The 22086-nt window shown below is 40.1% G+C and carries 11 protein-coding genes and 2 pseudogenes; 1 reads left to right on the plus strand and 12 read right to left on the minus strand.

The features are described from left to right. The 11 genes and pseudogenes from fucI to DWZ67_RS09675 all read right to left on the minus strand — a co-directional run. A pseudogene (fucI, locus tag DWZ67_RS09625) lies at positions 1-434 on the minus strand (L-fucose isomerase); the annotation flags it as partial. An 85-nt stretch (positions 435-519) separates the two neighbouring features. Then, positions 520-1407, minus strand: a pseudogene (locus DWZ67_RS09630) (IS4 family transposase). Then, positions 1322-1639 carry a DUF4372 domain-containing protein gene (locus DWZ67_RS20385; RefSeq protein ID WP_120138697.1) on the minus strand — a complete coding sequence of 106 codons (318 nt, stop codon included), beginning with the start codon at positions 1637-1639 and terminating at the stop codon, positions 1322-1324. Before DWZ67_RS20385 ends, DWZ67_RS09630 begins: the two are co-directional and overlap by 86 nt. A gap of 156 nt (positions 1640-1795) precedes the next feature. Further along, a complete protein-coding gene (locus tag DWZ67_RS09640) occupies positions 1796-2392 on the minus strand; it encodes a YhcH/YjgK/YiaL family protein (RefSeq protein ID WP_117680822.1) in 597 nt (198 codons plus the stop codon). Next, a complete protein-coding gene (locus DWZ67_RS09645) occupies positions 2389-3861 on the minus strand; it encodes a sodium:solute symporter (RefSeq protein WP_117680823.1) in 1473 nt (490 codons plus the stop codon). Before DWZ67_RS09645 ends, DWZ67_RS09640 begins: the two co-directional genes overlap by 4 nt. A gap of 12 nt (positions 3862-3873) precedes the next feature. Beyond that, positions 3874-4806 carry a dihydrodipicolinate synthase family protein gene (locus DWZ67_RS09650; RefSeq protein ID WP_117680824.1) on the minus strand — a complete coding sequence of 311 codons (933 nt, stop codon included), beginning with the start codon at positions 4804-4806 and terminating at the stop codon, positions 3874-3876. Positions 4807-5192: 386 nt separating this feature from the next. Continuing rightward, positions 5193-7115 (minus strand): sialate O-acetylesterase, encoded by a 1923-nt coding sequence (locus DWZ67_RS09655; RefSeq protein ID WP_117680825.1) that lies wholly within the window; start codon positions 7113-7115, stop codon positions 5193-5195. Positions 7116-7124: 9 nt separating this feature from the next. Next, positions 7125-9263 (minus strand): hypothetical protein, encoded by a 2139-nt coding sequence (locus DWZ67_RS20390; protein ID WP_229077962.1) that lies wholly within the window; start codon positions 9261-9263, stop codon positions 7125-7127. 3 nt (positions 9264-9266) lie between these two features. Then, positions 9267-11582 carry a glycoside hydrolase family 127 protein gene (locus DWZ67_RS09665; RefSeq protein WP_117866419.1) on the minus strand — a complete coding sequence of 772 codons (2316 nt, stop codon included), beginning with the start codon at positions 11580-11582 and terminating at the stop codon, positions 9267-9269. Positions 11583-11719: 137 nt separating this feature from the next. Beyond that, a complete protein-coding gene (locus DWZ67_RS09670) occupies positions 11720-13324 on the minus strand; it encodes a RagB/SusD family nutrient uptake outer membrane protein (RefSeq protein ID WP_117680827.1) in 1605 nt (534 codons plus the stop codon). A gap of 11 nt (positions 13325-13335) precedes the next feature. After that, a complete protein-coding gene (locus DWZ67_RS09675) occupies positions 13336-16380 on the minus strand; it encodes a SusC/RagA family TonB-linked outer membrane protein (protein WP_259318731.1) in 3045 nt (1014 codons plus the stop codon). Positions 16381-17310: 930 nt separating this feature from the next. Here DWZ67_RS09675 and DWZ67_RS09690 point away from each other — a divergent pair. Beyond that, complete coding sequence (locus DWZ67_RS09690) at positions 17311-21357, plus strand: hybrid sensor histidine kinase/response regulator transcription factor (RefSeq protein ID WP_120138701.1); 4047 nt, start codon at positions 17311-17313, stop codon at positions 21355-21357. Positions 21358-21422: 65 nt separating this feature from the next. Here the strand turns inward: DWZ67_RS09690 and DWZ67_RS09695 are convergent, their stop codons facing one another. Next, positions 21423-22061 carry a WbqC family protein gene (locus DWZ67_RS09695; protein WP_117680831.1) on the minus strand — a complete coding sequence of 213 codons (639 nt, stop codon included), beginning with the start codon at positions 22059-22061 and terminating at the stop codon, positions 21423-21425. Positions 22062-22086: the final 25 nt, after the last annotated feature.

The following is a 22086-nucleotide window of genomic DNA, read 5'->3' on the forward strand; positions in this document are numbered from 1 at the left end:
CGTCCGTAAATGCCAAAAGTAGGCAATCCCTTCTGTGTATGGCTTGCCAATGCCGAAGCCAGGTAAACCGCACCCGGACGTTCCGTACCGTTAAAGCCCCAGATGGCTTTCGGCATCTCTCCGTCCATATCAATAGTCTCGAATCCATAACACCAGCAAGGAGTTACAGAAAGTACGACACCCACTCCACTATTACGGAATTTTTCAGCCGCCATGGCGGCTTCAGCCACTCCACCGATAGTTGTATCTGCAATGACGCACTCTACGGAAGTGCCGTCACTATGACGTAAGACAGAAGAATAAAGCTCGGCCACTTTATGGGCCATGCCCATAGTCATATCCTCCAATGACTCACGGATACCTCCACGGCGACCGTCAATAATAGGTCTGATACCAATTTTCGGCTTTCCACCGATTAATCTTGAATTTCTCATGGTTCAACTGATTTTATTTGGATTAGTTTAAAAAATATTCATTTAAGTTACTGTATCATTAGTGTCCCATTAAAATTGGGACGAATTAAAAATTAAACAAACTTGACCCATTTGGTCCGAATCGTTCTTTGTCCTTTTGAAATTTAGTTTTATCAAAGAGGTCTCTCAGATGAGTCTTATCAGTCAATGAGATGCTCAGTATTTGTAACACTTCATATGTACTTCTGTCCAGTTGCATATCGTGTTGAATGATTGCCACCAAACAGTAAGCGCATATAGCAGCATATATCTGTATTCGAACAGCATTCTCTGTAGTTCCCCAAAATCTTTTGATTTTAAAGTGCTGCTTGAGCCATTTGAAAAGCAGCTCTGCCTGCCAACGATTTTTATAAAGTCCAGCAACCTGAAGCGCGGATATATGCATCGCATTGGTTATGAATGTAAATTCTCGTTCTTGTTCTTCATCCCAATATTTAACCAGTCTAAGTGGTTCTGGGTAATATTGTTTAGGATAGAATCCTGTCAGAAGTACACTTGCGTCTGAAAGCACATTCCTAGGCAGCCTACGTTTCCATTGGATGGATTTGTATTGGAGATTCTTTTTTGTTCTGACAACAAAGTAAGCTTCAATTTGATGAATTTCATACAGCATTTTGAAGTTATTATAACCGCGGTCAAAGATGTAATAAGAGCTTGGTTCATAAGGAATTTCAATCATAACTTTAGAATCGTGCACGGATGCTTCCGTGATATGAAAGGATACCACCTTTCTTTTTACGGAATTTTGCCCACCAAAAGACTGAAAAACACAGGTCAATAGTTGTCGAATCGAAAGCATAAACATTACCGCCAAGTTTGAAAATATGATCAGCACACTTTTGTCGTGCTTAGCTAACCAGGTAGTAGGCATGTTCTTCAAAGATGTGATAGTCTCTATCCTGGTTTGCTCTGGCCAGTGATGACTTTGATACATTCTTGCCCATTCCTAAATGATAACATTTGGAATGATGAGCTTCAAGAGCAACTATCAAATCTCGCAGACTTTCACGATTAGAAAGTTGACCAAACATCAAAGCAAGTAGTTGATTCCAGCAGGTGAAGTGCTTCACATATTTATCACTACCATACTTGGTGACTATGCGATTAAACTTACTTCGATTCAGAAATGAAGTCAATTGAGCGAAAACGTATTTGTCTTGGAACATATGCCATCGGATTAATCTGATGCAAAGCTACAAATTCAAGTCCGTTCGCTCGGAAAATCGATGTAACTAACTAAATTTCAAATAGTTCAAAGAACTCTTTTAGATTTTAATGGGACAGCAATGTTACTGTATAAAAAAAAGCGTATAGAACAGTAATCAGTCAATTTTAATTTTTATTACAATCTTCTTCACTCTTTTGCATTGTTCCGCAGCTATGCATGGTTGATGCAAATCTGTCGGGAAAAAAATAAAAAAATGTCCTGCATCAGCTTTCAACAGTTGTTCTATATTTGCATTATAAAACGTGATATCCCTTTCTACATTATATGGGACAACCTCCTTCACCGGATAACGGCTAAAGCCGATATACTCTTCCCCTTCCATCACATACTGCAAATCAATATACCGACGATGGGATTCGAACAAGACATCTTCTTTTTTCTTTGTCCGGTATTCATCCACAGAGACAAACACGTCTTCGCTCAAAAACTTTTTTCCGACAATCAATGAATCCTTTTTTACACTACTCAGATAATCGAAAGCCAGTTTCCAACGCTCAGGATACCGCTTGTAGTGTTCCGCAAAGGAGAGTGTATCAATTGATTGGCTTGGAATGACGTTGGAAGAATACAACTCCTGTCGCCAGTTTGTTTCTGATTTCACTATTTTAGAATGACTTAGTTTCTTGTTCTTTCCACAAGATGTGACAGCTAAAAGTAAATACATAACCATTAATAAATTATATAATTTCATCTTTTTCTCCTATTTACAGTATTTACGCTAATAAAACCTACTAAAAATATGACTATTGTACCTAACACAATTGTAAGATTGGTATGAAACGGGCTTTTAAACTTGCCCCAGAAGCTATCTGCAAAGAATACGGGTGAGAGGCTCATCCAAATAACTACAATGGCTCCGCATATAACCCCTAATATAGCATCCACATTACGGGCTTTCCGAGTGACATATCCCAATAAGAAGAGCCCCAATATTCCACCGCTGAATATGGAAGACAAACTCCACCAAACATCCAATACACTTTCCACATTAAGTAAGGCTAACGCCACGATAATCCCAATGATTCCGATGATGACATTTGAGCCATACAGTATACGCATCGATTGCTTTTCTGTAGGCTGCTTACAAGAAAATCTTTTATAATAGTCTGTAAGTATAATTGTGGCAGAACTGGTTACGCTAGTGGCGACAGTACTCATTCCTGCGGCAAATATAGATGCTATCAACAAGCCTGTTACCCCAGTTGGTAGCCCATGTACGATGAAATACGGAAATACAGAATCTCCCGTAATGTGGTCCGGCAACAATTCCGGTTGCATCTTATAATATGCATACAAAGCAGTACCTATCATAAAAAACACCATTGAAACCGGTATGAATAGATATCCTCCGAAGAGAGCAGAGAATTTGGCTTCCTTTCCATTCTTGGCTGTCAGATAACGCTGCACGTAGTTCTGGTCGATGCCATAGTTCTGCAAATTGATAAATATTCCATAAACTAAACATACCCAAAATGTAGAATCAGACAAACTGGAGCCAAAACTTCCCAAACTGAATTTATTGTCTGCCATCGCAATATCAAACGTCTGTTTGGGACCCTCCGGCATATCGAACAACAAGATAAGCATACAAATCAGTGCCCCACATATCAAAATGAAGCCTTGAATAGCTTCTGTCCATATAACTGCCTTCAATCCACCAAGCATTGAATATAGGATAATTACTATACCCGTAATTATAATAATCATTTTTATATCCCATCCAAGCAGAGCGTTCATCGGCAAAGCCAATAAATAAAGAATAGACCCCATACGAGCAATCTGAGTAAGCAAGTAACAAAAGGAAGCATAAGACCGTGCCCATATACCAAACCGCATTTCCAAAAAACTATATGCGGATACACTTCCTATGCTACGATAAAAAGGGACAAAGTAGCGAGCTGCAAAATAAGAAGCGATTGGGATAGAGAGGCTAAAGACAAATGCATTCCAATCTTCCATATAAGACTTCCCCGGATATGCCAGATAGCTTATACTACTTACATAAGTCGCGAAAATAGACATTCCGACAACCCATCCGGGAAGGCTTCGTCCGGCAGAAGTAAATTCATCAGAAGTACGTTTCTTGGAAAAGAAAGAACATCCAAATAGAACAATTCCTCCTGTAAATACCAAAAAAACTATTGTATCTAAGATTGTCATGTTATCGGGGTCTTATGGCTTTAAATCAAGGTTCATATTCAAACTATCCAATGCCTTCCTCACTTGCTCACGCTCCACTTTCTCAAAATGATTAAACGGAGCTGCCACAAAGTCGTTGCATATTCCCAGTAAAGACAACGCACATTTCAATCCTTTCAAATAGCTGGAACCATATTTGCCTATCGTATATATGGTGGCGCTGATTTGCATTATGATTTTCTGTATACGATACAGCTCTTCAAAATTATGCTCTTTTGCGGCATTATAAAGTTTCACGTACAATTCTGGGAACATGTTCGCACCTCCGTTTATACCTCCGTTTCCTCCCATCAAGACACTTTCACCAGTCACCTCCTCAGGTCCCACCAGCATTGAGAAGTCGTGACGGTCGCTCATCACATACATTACCGACTGAAAATAGACAAGATTGGCTGAACTGTCTTTAAACCCTATCACCTTCGGATTCTCTGCAATACGCCGTATTGTCTGTGGGGCGAAGTTGACTTTGGTATGTGTAGGCATATTGTATAGGAAAAGAGGCAATGGTAATGCTTCAACCAGTTGTTCATAGAACTCGACCAGTTCCGGTTGAGCAGAAGCAAAATAATATGGAGGGGCTGAAACAACAGCCTCCGCACCATAATCAGCAGCAATTTGAGACAGTCTGATACTCTCCACAATAGATGTATCCGAGATACAGACCAATACCGGTAACCGCCCAGCCGTAATACGGCAGGTTTCCCGAATCATTTCTTGCCGCAATCTATAACTCAGGCATTGAGCTTCACCAGTTGTTCCCAAAATAAAGAGAGCATGTACTCCCCCATCTATAAGATGTTCAATCAGACATTCCAATCCCTTAATATCCAGCATATCGTTATTCAACAACGGAGTAACCAGTGGAGGGATTATACCCGACAACGGAGATTCTAGTAATCTATTCATAATTTTATTCTTATAAGTTAGTTCATTATAGTTCGTACTTAATTCGTTATTCTTATTGTACAAGCTGACGGAAGTCCCGTATTCGTCTCCTCGGATAGCGTAAGACTAACGGGGAAATATACCTTTTCGAGTGAACGACTCCAGTTGGTCAAGTAAACAATTCCAGTCGGTCGGTTATCACAATATAGGAAGTATCGCTTATATCAGTGTCCGCACCGTCTTCATGTGTATAGTCCAGCCTGCGGAAAGAAGGTCAGGAATCAGAAGAATATCCCCGGCTTTTCTCTAGCAAAAAGAAGAACTGTCCCTAGATTTGAAAAAGAATAACTAATACCTATCTATTTTTCATAGTCATATATATTGAATTTAACAAAAGAAATAACTCCTTATGGAGACTCCATCCTAAAAGGGGTGGCCGGCAAACCTTCCTTATTGTACAGATTCAGTTGTCCAGGATTGTCACTCCAGCCATATCTTACCGCTACAGGATGTAATAGAGTGTCGTTCCATACAATGACGACATTTCCACAAATCTTCGCCTTAGCCCAAACAAACTTGTTATCTTTTCCTGCGATTGCAAAACCATTGATAAATTCATTACCATCCTTAGACACCAACCCCGACCCAGCATTATCGAATGAGATGATAATCTTATTCTTCTTCGTTTTCATGGAGCGGAAAGTCGGGCCGTCAGCTACAATGTTCTTCTTCCCATAATCGAGCTTTAGGGCATGAAGTGCCAGCCGTTTGCCCACATCTTTTTTGTTCTTGGGATGAATATCATCGGCCTCACCGATGTCGATGGTGACAGCCTGACCGGTTTTGGGCAAAGACAATGCCTGGGTTTGTGCCTCTCGTATTTCAGCCCATTTACTATCTTGCGGCATTTTGTCGATACTTCTGTAATTGGCCAGCTGTACCCAATAGAAAGAGAACTCATTATTCCAACGGGCACGCCAATCATTAATGAGATTGGGAAATAGAGTCCGATACAAAGTAGGGTTGTAATCGTTACTTTCTCCTTGATACCAAATTACCCCCCTAATAGGAAGCCCAGTCAGTGGAGCAATCATTCCGTTGTACAATAGTGATGGATAGGCATTTGGACCGAATTCCACATAACCATATTTCCGGCTGTCCACGGCAACCTTATATTTCCACTCCTTGGCCAATGGGAGCTTTGTACCACCTATTTCTAAATAGAGCTGGTCTCTTTGTCCGCTAAAGCCTCCCTCACCGGAATAGTCACTGACACTAATGGTGATAACATTTTTGCCTTTTTTCAGAATACCTGTGTCAAAGGCATACAAGCGTTCCTTCTGATAACCAGTTGTTCGCCCCACTTCGACCCCGTTAATCCAAGTGATATCCGCATCGTCAATTCTTCCCAATGACAATACAGCTTGTTTTCCCACCGGATTATCCGACAAGGTTATTTCAATGAAGAACCATACCGTACCATTCATATCAGTTAATGCTGTCCCCGACCATGCTTGGGGAAGACACATGCTTCCATCAAAGGTAGGGCTAGAACCTGTAGCATACCATTTTTCCGCGATTCCTGGATCTGCATTAAGAGCTTTCTCAAAAGCCGCTTTCCGAGTTAGATTGGTCTGTTCAAAACTGTCCATGTCTATTTTTTCCGATTCTGAAAGTTTTTGAGTAAACTCAGGTATATCACGGATACCGTCCGGACTGGTCCAGGTTTCAGCTACAGTACCTCCCCACGAGGAGCATATAAGTCCAATGGGGATATGAGTATTCGAGTGGATCTCTTTACCGAAAAAATATCCTACGGCAGAGAAATCGCCTGCTGTGGAAGGCGAACAAGAATGCCATGTTCCCCCTACATCCATTTTCGGATGATTGCCTGTAGCCCTTCCGACAGTGAACAGTCTGATGCCCGGATAGTCAGCACCGGATATTTCCGCCATAGCATTGTTGGCATCATTGAGGTGGAATTCCATATTGGACTGCCCACTACATAACCATACGTCACCAATCAGAACATTATTGAATTCAACTTCAGACTGTTCTCCTTTAACAACGAGTGTATAAGGACCTCCATAGGCCGAAGCGTCTAAATAAGTACTCCAGTTCCCGTCATTTGTCGCTATGGTCTTTCGGATTTGCCCTTTAAAGTGGATTTCAATCTTCTCATCAGCTCCTGCCCATCCCCATAAATGAATAGGGCAGTCCCGCTGAAGAACCATATTATCCGAAAAGAAGCTCGGCAACGTAACTTGTGCTCTTACGGGAAAAGTACACACGCTGCATAACAATACAAGAAACAATGTTTTAAGTCGCATATTATTGGATTATTTATTGGTTCTGAAACCCAAGAAACGATGAAATGTCAGATAATTGGCATTATGCTGGTTGTCCGCTTGACCGGTACGATCATCAGAAGCCGTTCGTGAGACTGCTATGATGTCATCTCCTTCAATTAGCCAGTCCAAGTACTGGAATCCATGATGGAAAATGTCGTCATGATGTAATAAGATGTCCTTGACATGCCATTGTTGCAGATTGTCCGACCAGCACAAGGCAATGGTATTCCGTGTCCGTTCATTATTCCCACCTCTATCTTCGGGTAACACATAATTGCTCAGCGTCCAGTATTTTTGACTGACAGAATCGTAACGGATAGTGAACTTCTTGCAGCCTCCAGGAAGATTGATGAATCCCTGCTGCGGATTAAAACTTAAGAGCCCCTTTTGCGAGATATCAACAACTGCCGCCAAATCATCTTTCGAATAATGTACACGGAGAATGTTTTTCAAAGTATTGTCTTTGGCGACCACCATGTTTCCCTCAAGCCATGCCGAAGCTTCCGGCAGCCATGACTTGTCGAAAGGCAGTTCATTGCTTACCATCCAGTTATCGGCATTGAGCAAGTCGGCATCCTCGTCAACATGTACGGTCAATGCCTTGAAGTCACCCCAACCGTTTATTTTCCCCTGGTTCTCTAATGCTCTCCATATCTTGCCTTTGTGGAATATGACAGGGACAGGAGCGCAATGATAGAATCCTTCAAGAAGTAAACCGCTATTCCGATCCTTTGGAGTGGTCCACGAACGGCCTCCATTCATTGACCTTAATATGACAAAGTTGCCATATCCTTGGCTGCCTTTCGGACTTACCCCTATCAGATAAAGCTCCCTACCACGTGTAAACAAGGTTGCCCAATTGAGCTTGTCAATATGAGCACAAACGTTCCACGTCGTCCCCTTGTCTATAGAACGATATACAAAAGTATCTGAAACGCGTCCGTTGCCAAAATAATCATGAGATGCCACATACGTTCCGTCTTCCAGCACTGCAATACTTGGCGAGCCTACATAACGGTGTGTCGCAGCGATGGAATTGTGTATGACAGTCCCTGGAGGAGGCATAAAAGGTTTTGCCGTAAGAGCCTTTATTGTTGCCGTTTCTTGTATAGAAAAGGGCGTACCATCTTTTCGCAATATGTCGTGAAACCATACAGACGGTTCGCTTCCGTCTCTTATCGGCTGGTCCCATGCATAGATAGTATTGGTTTTCCCCGCGACAAATCCCCAGTTGATAGCACCGACCGCATTTTTTTTCAGCATGGGCATGATGGTCTGGAATGTACTGCAGTCCCTGCGGTTCATATATTCCGTACATACCATAGGTCGTCCATATTGTTTCAGTCTATCTATCTCCTTTTGGTGGGACAACGAATCCGAATAATTGTGATAGGTTATCAAATCGGAGTTCTCCAGAAGGAAATTCTTTATTTTCGAAGTGCTTCCTCCCCATATTCCGGCAGTCAGCGGTTGTGAAGGATTAACCGAACGTGCCCATTCGAATACTTTTCTCAGTAGTGGCAGGCTCCTATTCTTGTAGTTGCTGTTCCCGGCTTCATTATACAGATCCCAAAAAACAATTCGTTCATCCCCAGAAAAGGCAAAAAGAATGTCCTTTACATATTCCTCCAGTGTTTGTATCAGCTCTGCCCTTTCGTACAATAAATCGCCAGGATCGCGTACCCAGCCGGAATTGTGCACTCCCGGTACGGGAGCAGGCTGTTCTCCTGCCTTGTAAGTGGGATTCCAACAATCATCAAAAAACACAAAGGCGGTGGAGATCCCATATTTCCCTGAAATGGAGAGATATTCTCTAACTCTTTTCTTGAATCCCTCTTTATCTGTTTCCCAGGCCAGATGATGCAGATAGACCCTCATGCAGTTGAAACCGAGAGCCGCCGCCCAACTTAGTTCCCGGTTGATGGTCATGGGGTCGAATGATTCCTTTTGCCACATTTCCAACTGGTTAACAGCAGTGCTTGGTTGGAAGTTGCACCCCCTCAACCATTCCCGTTGGGCATACCATGCGTTGATTTTGTCTACTGGCCATCGGGTAGCATAGCCTTTACCCGCAATGAACGGTATGTGTAATAATACTATAGTGAATAATAGTAAATATTTTTTCATATCTTATCTTTTTATTATTTTGCAATTGAATATCGGTCCAGCTACACTTCTGTTGTCAAGAGCCTTAAAGGATACTGTTATTTTCTTCTTGTTTTCAGTCAACTCAAAAGGGATATGATACAACTTGTCCACAAAAGTATTTCCCCACCAGTGGATAATGACCGTTGCAATGGAGATGCCGTCTATCTCAACGTTGAATTTATAGATGTCTCCCAAATTTCCCCAGCAGCTAACTAGCAGATCCTGAGAAATGTCCGGACGAACTTCCATCTCGAACGAAAACCATCCTCCGTTGACCGCTTTCCGAAATTTCCGGCCATTGAGTTCTCCGGTTCTAGTCTTTTCTCCTTTGAAGTCATGGTCACGTTCCGGCTGCATCTCTCCTGGCTGAAAGCTTGACACCGTCTGTTCCTTTATCCATTTTTCCCTATCTTGTTTCATCATAATCTCATCCTTCCTGGCTGTCCACTCTTCAATGGTGTAATGTTCAAAGTAGACCATCAGCGGTTTTCCACCCATTTGATAATAAGGCTTCATCTTTATGGTACAAGGGCGGGCCGCTTCCAGGATAAACTCCAAAGGTTTGCCTGCAGGTTTCAAAGAGAGAGAGGCATTTTCTATGTCATCTGTAACCACCATAGGGAAATGGGAATAATTTTTTCCTTCAAAATCAGCAGACAAAACAATTGGACCGTACAGATAGGCCCTTAAACTGTCATCGCCCAATGCGGCTTCCGAAGTCACTTTCTTAGGAATGACAATACTAATTCTGTCTCCGTCTTTCCATTTTCTGGTGATAGGGATGTATTCTCCGGGGACCGCACAGACAGTTTGCCGCTGCCCGTTGACAAAAAGGGAGACATTGTCTTCCGCCCATCCCGGATAACGCAGATTAAGGGTAAATTTCTGTTTTCCTGAGGAAGAACTGACCATGTAACGGACAGTGTCCGATGTCGGATAGGCTGTCTTTTGTTCGAAACGTATCCCCCTCGCTTTCCAATCCAATACAGACGGGATAAAGAGATTCACATAAAGATTATCCTGTTCGTCCGTATGATAGATAAATTCGCCATACCGTACATGATTCTCCAAACCAGTGCCTACACAGCACCAGAACGAGTCGAACGGGGTGGAATAGTTGCGTTGTGAACCTGCGGAAAGAGGAGACATATAGCAGACCATACCATCCTCAGGATTCTGTGATGCCAGTATTTGATTATACAAGGCGCGCTCATAATAATCGGCCTTGGAAATGTCGGGATTCAGGCAGAAAAGGTGTCTGGTCAGCTTCAACATGTTGTATGTGTTACAGTTTTCACATGTCTTATCAGTGATTCGGTCACAAATCCGTCCCGGTACACCAAAATGCTCAGCCTCACTATTTCCACCAATTACATACGAATGGTTGTGGACGACCGTATGCCAGAAGAAGTCGGCTATATCATATAATTCTTTATTGCCGGTCAACTCATATTGGCGGATAACGCCTACCACTTTAGGTATCTGTGTGTTGGCATGCTTGCCTTTCAGTTCATCTCTTGAGGTAGCCAGCGGCTCTACAAAAGCTTTATGGTTCAGACGCAAAGAAAGTTCCAAGAATCTCCTGTCACCGGTCAAACTGTAGAGTTCCGCCATCGACTCATTGATTCCTCCATGCTCACAAATTAGGATTTTCTGTATCTGTGCATCACTCAACTGCGCGAAAAGGGCGTATAGTCCTTCTGCCAGTTGAGAAAGCACCTTATAGGTTTGTCGGTCCGACGTATAATGATATACGTCTATCAGTCCGGCACACAGCTTATGCATGGTATAGAACGGTACCCAACTACCGTTCAAGTCAAAGCCTTCAGTCCGGATATCCCCACGATATATTTCCTGGAACAACTTTCTAGCATTCGGGAAAGCAGCGAACAAACCATGGAAGTCGAATGCCTGCTGGCAAACATCCAGTTCATTCACACTATATCTGATACGTTCAAGCGCTCCTTCGTCATCTGTTGAAGCGTACATCATCGCCAAAGCGGAAAGATAGTGTCCCAAAGTCTGTCCTGTCACTCCCCGACTTTCCCATCCCCCATATTTAGAGGCTTTTTGTGCCAATCCCGCCTCCTGCCTGAATCCTGACAACAGTCTGTCAGGATTCAGAGAAAACAGCCATTGCTTATCCAGCAGCAAGGCACTTCTAAAAGGACTTTCCGTCAGTCTGATGTCTGACAATTCAAACTCCTTCAGTTCGCCTATAGTCTGCCTTGCTATGCGTCCGTATGTATGCAATATAGAGATTGCGAAAAAAAAGATGCATCCCAAAAAATTCTTCATGCTCTCTGCTTTTTAAGTCCCAAACACCCCGCCATCGCTTTCCTGCCTATTATGAAATCGAGTATAAAACAACCAAATAGCGATGACGGTGTATTTGTATTCGGTTTGATCACAAGAAGAATTACTTAAAAAGGAAATTACTTCCAAAGTTCATTTTGTTCCAACAAGTCATTTATTTCAATTTCCTTTTCCGGCAATGGCCATACCAAGCTTTTCTGTCCCAAATAGTGCCTCAGGTTGACCGGAACAAAAATCTCTCCCCATGCTCTTTCCAACTCTCCCCAACGTATCAGATCATAATAGCGATGGCCTTCGTATACAAGTTCAATTCTTCTTTCATGTTTTATAATTTCAAATAGTTCGTCACTATTCAATCTTTTTGTTTTTCCTTCAACGTCCTGAACTATAGGCATCATGACAGTGGGACGTTGTCTTATCTGGTTTATGAGTCCCAATACTTCATCATAATCATAATTACCAGTCCTGACCAAAGCTTCAGCCCTCATCAACAGAATGTCTGCATAACGAAGGGTGTATACGTCTTGGGGCATATCTTCCATCTCCAAATCTGTTTCTTCCACCCATTTACGGAAATGACAACGCGTCAGAGTGTAATTCTTGGCATCATACAGTACTTGTCCATTTTCTATAATTTCACCCTTAATCCAGGGAGTTCGGTGAGTTATAATGGAAAATCCCATACGTGGGTCTCTATTTACATATCGTTGTGTATCCTTAAGAAAATCATTATGCACATTATCCTTATATATAGGCTGCTGTGTTATATCTCCCTTGAATAAGGGGGATTTGTCTATAGGAAGTCCATCAATACAATAATAATCATCCAGCAAATCCGGTAAGGGAACAATAAATGGTGGAGGAACGATACCTTTCCATCGACCGATACGAGTTCCTTCGCGAGGCTTTATCCCTCTTTCAAAACAAGCCGACATAATAATCTCCTTAGATTGTTCGGCTTCCGGTGTGAACAACCTGCCATAATCCGGATATAGCTCATAGTAGTTCATATCAATGACATCTTTAGCAGCTTTAGCAGCCTCTGTAAACATATCATTATACAAATATACACGCGCCAATAGACCTAAAGCTGCACCTTTTGATAAACGCCCGTACTCACCACCGGCAATTCTGTCTTGTGTAGGCAATGCTGTTGCGGCTTCTTTTAAATCGTTTATTATAAAAGAAACAATACTTTCCCTGGATGTTTTAGGAACATTGGCATTGATAACCGTTTGTGGTTCTGTTATCAGGGGGACGTCCCCAAAAGTCATGCTTAAATGCATATAATGGTTGGCCCTTAACACTTTTACTTCTGCAAGCATCCTTCTTTTCTTGGCTTCATCAAAAACCATGGATTCTACATTTGTTATAAATTTATTGCATCTAGCTATTCCTTTGTAATGCATTTTAAAGAAATCGTATATGACTCCTGTCTGTGGAGTATGAATACCTCTACAAATATCATCCAATGAATGTCCCCAACCGAAATAGGCATTATCTGTAATTGCTTCATATTGCATAATACCTATTCCCCATGGGCCTTCATAATACATAGATTGAAAAGTATCATAACATCCTGCAAGACCCAACAAGGCATCCTCTTCTGTTTTCCAGAATGTATCTTCGGATATATTGTTAAGTGAAGTTCTGTCCAAGAAACTGTCAGAGCAGCTTGTGGCAAATAAAAATATGACAGAAATAAAAAGTATGTTCGTTTTCATGACGTGTATTGTTAAAAGGTTATATTTAATCCGATAGAATAAGATTTCAATTGAGGGTAATTAAAATTTTCCGTATCACCTGCAAATTTCTCAGCATCCCAGTTCCTTACTTGAGTAAAAGTCAGTAAATTCAATCCTGTAAAATATACTCTCATACGTTGTATTGCAAACTTTTGACACAAACAGTCAGGGATGTTGTAGCCCAATTCCAGATTCTTCAGACGAAGATAGGAAGCATCCTTCATCCAAAAAGTGGAAGTTTCATTATTCTGTGTTCCTTTCATTCTAGGCATATTACCGTTAGGGTTTTCTATTGGGTCGTACCTATCCAGCCAATCTGTCAGAATATTTCCTTGGTTTGGAGCGTCTTTATAAAAACGGTCTACGCCAGCAACTCCCTGAAAAAATAAAGAGAAGTCAAAATTTTTATATGAGGCAAATATATTAAAACCATAAGTCAAATCGGGGAACGGAGAACCGATGACCACCCTATCATATTGAGAATCTACTTGTCCATCTGGTACGCCATTCGGGCCACTGATGTCCTTATACTTTATGTCACCCGGTGCCACATCAACCCCATTGAAACGTTTGGGCCCCTCCTCTATTTCTTTTTCACTACGGTACAAGCCTTCAGCAATATATCCATAGTAACTACCAATTGGTATTCCGGCACGATAAATCGCATTTCCACTATACCACTCCAAGCCCTTGACATCTAGAATTTCATTTTTGATTTTCGACAGATTTCCCGAAACAGTATAGTTAAAATCTCCTATATTATCATGATATGTAGCGGTCAGTTCCCACCCTTTATTGACTACTTTGCCCGCATTCTGCTTGGGAGCATTCAGATTTCCCAATGTTGCATTGATTGGAAGTGAAAGCAATATATCCGATGTCTTTTTATAGAAATAGTCCGCTGTAAATTCCAGTTTTCCATCAAACAATGACAAGTCCAATCCGAAATCGGTCATAGCTGTGGTTTCCCACTTGATATTGGAGTTGCTAAGGTTAGTGACAGCCACACCTCCCGCAATGCCATTGCCAAAAACATAGTTCTGCCCAGTATTGATTAATTGCACATATGCATAATCATCAATTTCTTGATTTCCCAACGTTCCCCAACTACCTCTTAATTTCAGATTGGAAATTGTAGGAAAATTATCTTTGATGAAAGATTCTTCAGAAACTCTCCATGCTGCTGAAGCGGAAGGGAATATTCCCACCCTATTGTTTTTGGGCAAACGCGAGGACTGGTCTCTGCGTACGTTTCCCTCCAACAGGTATTTCCCATCCCAATCATAGTTTATTCGCCCGAAAAATGACTGCAACGCAGTTTCCACAGCTTTTCCTGACACTCCGGGATTCTTGCTCCCTGCCGACAACTGATAGATTTCATTATTAGGGAAACTCTCAATACTGCCTTTATGTTCGTCATAACGCTCGAACTGGACAGAATGACCAGCCAACAATGAAAAACTGTGCTTTTTGATTTTAAAGTTATACGTAAGGAGATTCTCGTTCAAATAAGAATAGGCCAGTTTAGTATACTTGGAGGCAGAATTAATCAGTTCCTCCTGTACGACATTCCCGTCCGAATCATAATAATAATCGGTAGGCGTGAAAGAAGAGCTAAAATAGCTTCTATATTTTGCCCCAAGGTTTGTCTTGAACTTCAGGTTTTTCCAAATGGTAATTTCTGCAAAAGCCTTTCCGTCAAAACGGTAATTCTCTTCATAATGATCACCTATATATGCAGCCTTTACCGGATTATGTATGGCTACCATACCGGCACCCGCATTTCCGTCCACTGCTCCCCATAGGCCATTGGAATATTTGACAGGTACAGTAGGACGTGTGAACCAATATAGCTTTCTCATAATTCCATTTCCACCTCCTGTTCCCTGATACGGTTCATCAATCCGGTCTCTACCTCCTGACAGATTGAAGCCGAAACTGAAATGCTTATTGACGGTATAGTCTATGTTGGACCTGAAGTTCAGTCTTTTGTTACTGGTACCTATCATTATACCGTCCTGATCCAAATATTCGAGAGAGTTCATATAAGAGGCTTTCTCGGTACCGCCCCTGATGGACAAATGATGAGTATGCATGAATGCCGTACGGAACACTTCCTTGTTCCAGTCCGTATTCGCGAATTCATCCGGGTTGGAACCGTCTTTCATTTGCTGAATCATATCGGTGGTGTACTTCTCATACCCTTGGGTCTCGTTATACAATTTAGCCCAATCCCATGAGTTGCAATAATCGGGTAGAACGGTAGCCTGCTGCAATGCAAAATTGCCGGCATACGAGACTGAGAGCTTTTCCTTCTTCCCTCTTTTAGTGGTTACCAATATGACTCCATTGGCCGCCCTTACACCATAAATGGAAGCTGAAGCCGCATCTTTCAGAACAGTAACACTTTCAATGTCATTCGGTGCCACATTGCTCAACGAGCTCTCCATACCATCAATAATGACCATCGGGTTTGTGTTGCCCAACGTACCGATTCCACGAATATTAATTGTCGGATCATTTTTCCCCGGTTGTCCCCCCCCCGATATGATGGTTACTCCCGGCATGCGCCCTTGTAGCATTGTACTCGTATTTGATACCGGTACTTGGACAATCTCGTCAAAGTTTACAGCGGATACAGAACCGCTTAAATTAGCTTTCTTTTGCGACCCATAACCCACCACAACTACTTCATTCAATATCTGCGTATCTTCCGTCAAAATTATATGCAGATTTGTCGTTGTCCTCACTTTCATCGTTTGTGTGTTATAGCCTAAAAATGAAATGGTGATTTCACAGCCTGATGATACCGATAAAGCAAATCTACCGTCAATATCGGTAATTGTTCCATTTGTTGTTCCCTTTTCAGAAATGTTTGCTCCAATAATTGGAATCCCTTCACTGTCTACAACAGTACCTGTAATCTGTTTCTTTTGTTGTGTTATAGAAAAAGTGTTTACCTCTGCAGCCACAGAATTACTGGGAATGCATAACATAAAAATGAATGCACCATAAAAAAATAATTTTCTATTCATAATATAAAAGATTTAATGATTTGTGGGCAAAACTATGTAAAATAGGGATATGGAAGCATAGGAAATCATGCATTTATGGAGCGTTAATCTTGCAATGCATGATTTATGATTCATCAATAATGAATTTAATTCTATATTTGCATCCATTAGTTATCACTAAAAATCTCAATAGCTCTTTGAAGTATTTGAAAATTAGCCAGCTGTTAGAAGTAACCAAATCAACGAACTTGAATTTATACCTTTAGACCGCATCTATGGATAGGTTCATTTCGACTAACTTGTATATAGAATAGTGATGGCAAATATGTAAATCACTTTACTCGTTGTCACCAACTTTTGGTCAATTATCGAATAGGAAAAGTTTACGCAACCTTATCATAGTATCGGGGAGGCATCAAGATAGGGCTTGTCACTTAGGACTTGATAAACAGACAACTGACAGCAATTAGACAAAAGTTAAACTAAATTGTGACTATCATATTTTTAAATATATGAAACATATACAAATATAAAACTGAATATGTCCAAACTTAGTGGCAATATTTGTCACCTTGGTTTTATAATAATCGAATTTTTCCAAACTTTTTGAGCAAGCTAGGTTACGTAAATGCAAAGATGGTATCAAAGTATACACTCTATATAATATGAACACAGTTCCCTGCATTCTTTCATATGACAACGGCATCTGAAGGTTAAGAAGTGCGCCAAAGTAATTTATAACATATTGTTTTGCGACACTAATGTACTGTATCGGATGGTTCCACATACAAAGGTATATCATAATTGATAAGGTCTCTTTTTGTCTGACCTATTTAATTGCTAATTTCAAAAACTGTAAGGAATGAAGTGTCTTTAGTGACCTAATTTTATTTAATTTTTAAATGTCCACTTTTTTATAGGTGTACTAAATTTATATAGAAAGGTTTGTTTATGAAGTTTTTAATATTTTCTTTAATCACCTTGTTTGTATCACATATATCTGCACAGTCGTATAACATTTCACAATTAGGACTTGAACAAGGTCTGACAAACAGCTATATTGTCAGTATAACACAAGACAGGGATGGCTTTTTGTGGTTTGCAACAGAAGAGGGGCTGAATAAATTCGACGGGATACATTTTATAGGTCATTATAAGTATACTCAAAGTATAAGTGGTAACGAATTAAATCGAATATATGCAGACAAAAACAAACCTATAATCTGGATAGCAACCCAGCGAGCAGGATTAAATGCATATAATTATGAGACTCAATCAATGGAATTGTTTTCACATGAGGATGACAATCCTAATAGTATTATCACCAATGACATCACAGATATCAAACCGGCAAATGGAAACAATCTATGGATTAGTACATTTCATTATGGGGTAGATTTGTTTGACACGAAAAACAAGTGTTTTACCCATTATAATAATCAGACTCTACCGTCTTTGTGTTCAAACAAGACCTGGACAATTATGGATGATGGAGAAGGACACTTATACATAGGTCACGCAGGGTTTGGTATGAGCATATTATCATTAGCCAACAATACGGTGAAAAACTATATGAATTCACCCTGGAAAAGTAATAGTATTCCTGGAAATGATGTACGATGCATCTATAAGGATACACATGGCAATATATGGATAGGGACAGAAAAAGGACTATCAATCTTTGATGACAAGAAAGAAGAATTTATCGTACCTTCTCATCTGCCTCAAGAACTTCGTAATTCTTATGTATTTGACATCTATCAAACAGATGACGATAAATTATGGATAGGAACAGAATTAAATGGAATTTTTATCATAGATTTGAAACGAGATTTTCTAAGACCCCTTGAAAAGGAAATGAATATTGAACATATAATTACTAGTGACAACATAAATTATAGTCTGGCCAACTCTACCGTGCGTAGTATTTTTCAGGATGAGTTCGGAAATATCTGGATTGGAACTTACGGGGGAGGGGTAAACTTTATCAGTCATACGCCTCCTTTATTTAGTTCTTATAACTATTCTCCCATTAGTACAGATTTATACAGTATAAATAATCGCATTGCGCTGAGTTTATGCACAGGTGTGGATAACGAATTATGGATAGGGACAGACGGTAGCGGAATTAGTGTTTTTCAGAAAGGGCTCCGTACTCATACTTATGACAAAAAAAACGGAAATCTGGCCCATAATTCTGTTATAGCATTATACAAAGATTCCTATAATAATATATGGATTGGAACATTTCTTGGAGGATTGAACTATTATGACTCTAAAACCAGAACATTTCGAAGTATAGAACTTAACGGAAATACGAAACTGGATGTGAGATGTTTTTTTGAAGATAGCCGACATCGAATATGGGTTGGGAGTAGAAAAGGAATTTTTGTAATTGATCCATGTAGTAAAAAGGTTATAGCTCATTACAATCATACAAAAAATGGCCTGCCTAATGATTTAATAAGGACTATAAATCAAGACTCTGAAGGGAAAATGTGGATAGGAACTTTTGGAGAGGGCCTTGCTGTCTATACACCAGATATGAAAGAGGTTGCTCGTTTTAATAGTAGGAGTGGCTTTTGCTCAAATTCTATAAATTATATATTTAAAGATTCCAATGAGCAAATGTGGATTGCCACAGGTGAGGGGTTAGTCCTTTTCCCTAATATAGAATCGGCAGAATATATTGTATACCAGAGAGAAGACGGTTTAAAGAACCTTTACATCCGTTCTATTATAGAAGACGATATGGGAAATATCTGGTTTGGTACGAATGCTGGTATTGGTTGTAAACTTCTAAAACAGAATGAATTCAGGAACTACAATTCCTATAATGGCAAACTAATGGGCAGTTTCATGTCAGCTGTGACGAAAGATTCAAAGGGGATTATTTATATGGGATCTATAGATGGGGTATGGAAGTTTGACCCCATGACAGTATTGTCTCGACAGGATGCTAGTGAATGTAATATTACAAAAATGAAAGTCTTTTCGGGAAAAACGCTGTTGGATACTCCTGACATAATAAACTATCTGAAATCGGAAAAGCAACAGATAAAACTTGACTGTAATCAAAATACTTTTGAGCTTTCATTCTGTGTATCAGACTATTCCTTATCTAAACAAGTGGAGTATGCTTATAGGCTAGTGGGTATGGATAATATATGGTATACAACTGAGGAAAACAATGCTATATTCAGGAAAATCCCTCCAGGGGAATATGTGTTCCAAGTAAAGTCCAGAGTTAAATATATGGATTGGAGCAATAAAATATCTTCTTTATATATTAAGGTTGAACCTCCTTTGTGGTTGACTTGGTGGGCTATTTCATTGTATGTCATGTTTACTATTGCCAGTTTATGCTTTTTCTTGCAAATGTATAGAAAAAGGGTATATATTCAAAGTTCATATAAAATAATGCAAGAAAAGCATATACATGAAAAAGAGCTGAATGAGGAGCGTTTGAATTTTTACACAAATATTGCACATGAATTGCGTACTCCGTTAACTTTGATATTGGGACCATTAGAAGATATGCAGAAAGATACCGAATTGTCACCTAAACAAAAGAAACGGACTACTGTTATTCATCAAAGCGCACTCCGTTTATTGAATTTGATCAATCAAATATTGGAATTTAGAAAAGTTGAAACACAGAATAAAAAATTGTGTGTAAGTAAGGGCAATCTTGTAACGTTGATTCGGGAAGTTGGCCTCAAATATGAAGAATTGAGCAGAAAACCTGGCATTGAATTTTCTATATCTATTGATTGCGAAGAACTGTATATGTTTTTTGATAAAGAAATAGTTGTAATTATATTAGACAATCTTGTATCTAATGCCATTAAATATACGGAAACGGGAAAAATTGAGCTTAAATTATATACTTATCTTAAAGAGGGGGTTTCATATACTTGTATTGAAGTAAATGATACCGGATATGGAATTGACCCTAAGGAAATTTCTAAAATATTTGACCAATATTATCAAGTCAGAACTAAATGTCAAATGGCTGGAACAGGAATAGGACTTTCGCTGGTAAAACGGCTGGTTCAATTGCATGAAGGAGAAATCACAGTTGAGAGTGAAGTCGGAAAAGGAAGTCGATTTTGCTTTACTCTTTTGACACATAACTGCTATATGCAAGCATTACATACAGAAGCAGAAGAAACCTTTGAAATAAAAGAGAATGATGGGGTGCCGAATCTTTCGCCTCAAAAAGAATTGCTTACATTGTTAGTGGTAGAGGACAATGTGGATCTTTGTGACTATATAAAGGATTCTTTCAGTGACTTCTTTAATGTCCTAATAGCTCAAAATGGTAAAAAAGGGGTTGAACTGGCCTATAAAATGACTCCGGATATTATTGTAAGTGACATTATGATGCCGATAATGGATGGAATAGAATTATGCAAATTACTAAAGAATAATATAAAAACAAGCCATATACCGATAATCTTATTGACAGCTAAGGACTCTATCCAGAATAAAGAAGATGGTTATTCAGTAGGCGCGGATTCTTATCTAACTAAGCCGTTCAGCGCATCTTTATTACTTTGCCGCATTAACAATCTTATGGAAGCACAAAAAAGAATGGCTATCCATCTGGAATCAGATATTATGTATTTGAAAAAAAGTAAAGAACTGAATGATTCACTTAATAAATTGGATAACGAATTTTTGCAACAGATGACTAGCTTAATAGAGGAAAATTTGAGCTCTCAAAAAATAGACATAACTTATTTATCTGACAAGATGTGTATGAGTTCTTCTAATTTATATCGTAAAATGAAAGCTTTGACAGGACTCTCCACAAATGAATTTGTACGCAAAATAAAACTAAAAAATGCAGAACGATTATTGCTGGAAGGGAAATATTCCATTTCGGAAGTAGCCTTTATGGTAGGAATGAACAGTGTTGTTTATTTTAGAGCTTGTTTTAAAGAAGAATACGGGTTGGCCCCAAGTCATTATTTGAAACATTTAAAATCGTGAATAACAGTACTTCTACCCAGTACTGTCATCTCCAACTATCCCCTTGCCGGAATTTCTGCAGAAATTCAGCAAGTAATAGACTTTTGTAACACCAACAGACTTTCCGGCCCCATATTGAACAGCAGGTCTATGATGCTTAGGTTGGGCAGAAAACCAAGTCTCTCCTGAAATACCTGATAATAGGGCTGTGGTGAGAACGCTGTGTCTTCCAGCGTGAAGTCCTTTTTCGGATGGATGCTTTCGCGGAAGTCTGTTTCATCCAGAGTGAATTCGGTCCGGTATTCAGAGGTACGTTCCATATCGGGCTGTATATCTATCAAGGAACAGATGAGACGGCAAAGTTCTTCATTGAAGTCGGCCAGGAATTCATACTTCTTTTCGTAGAAAGGACGGAAATCGTCTTTATAATACTCAAAGAAAGGAGTATGGTTATAGGCCGACTCTATGGCATTCCAATGCAGGTGCCGCCAGTTACCGTGGTCGGAAATACGTATATCCCGCATGGGGCATTTCAGCGTGTCCGGCTTGACGGTGGGGATGGAAAGCGCCAATTCACCGTCCGGTGCGGCAATGGTGCAACGGTTGCGGTAGGTCTGCTTCATATAGTGATCGTGCTGTTCGATAAACACTTTGTCGTATGCCAGCAATTTGGTGTAATACTCTACGGGGGCCAGGTAGGCAGAAGAAAGAAATACGGTTTTCATCGGTGTATTTATGATTAGACGATTT

This window comes from Bacteroides sp. AF34-31BH, from assembly GCF_003602795.1.
Lineage (GTDB): Bacteria > Bacteroidota > Bacteroidia > Bacteroidales > Bacteroidaceae > Bacteroides > Bacteroides uniformis.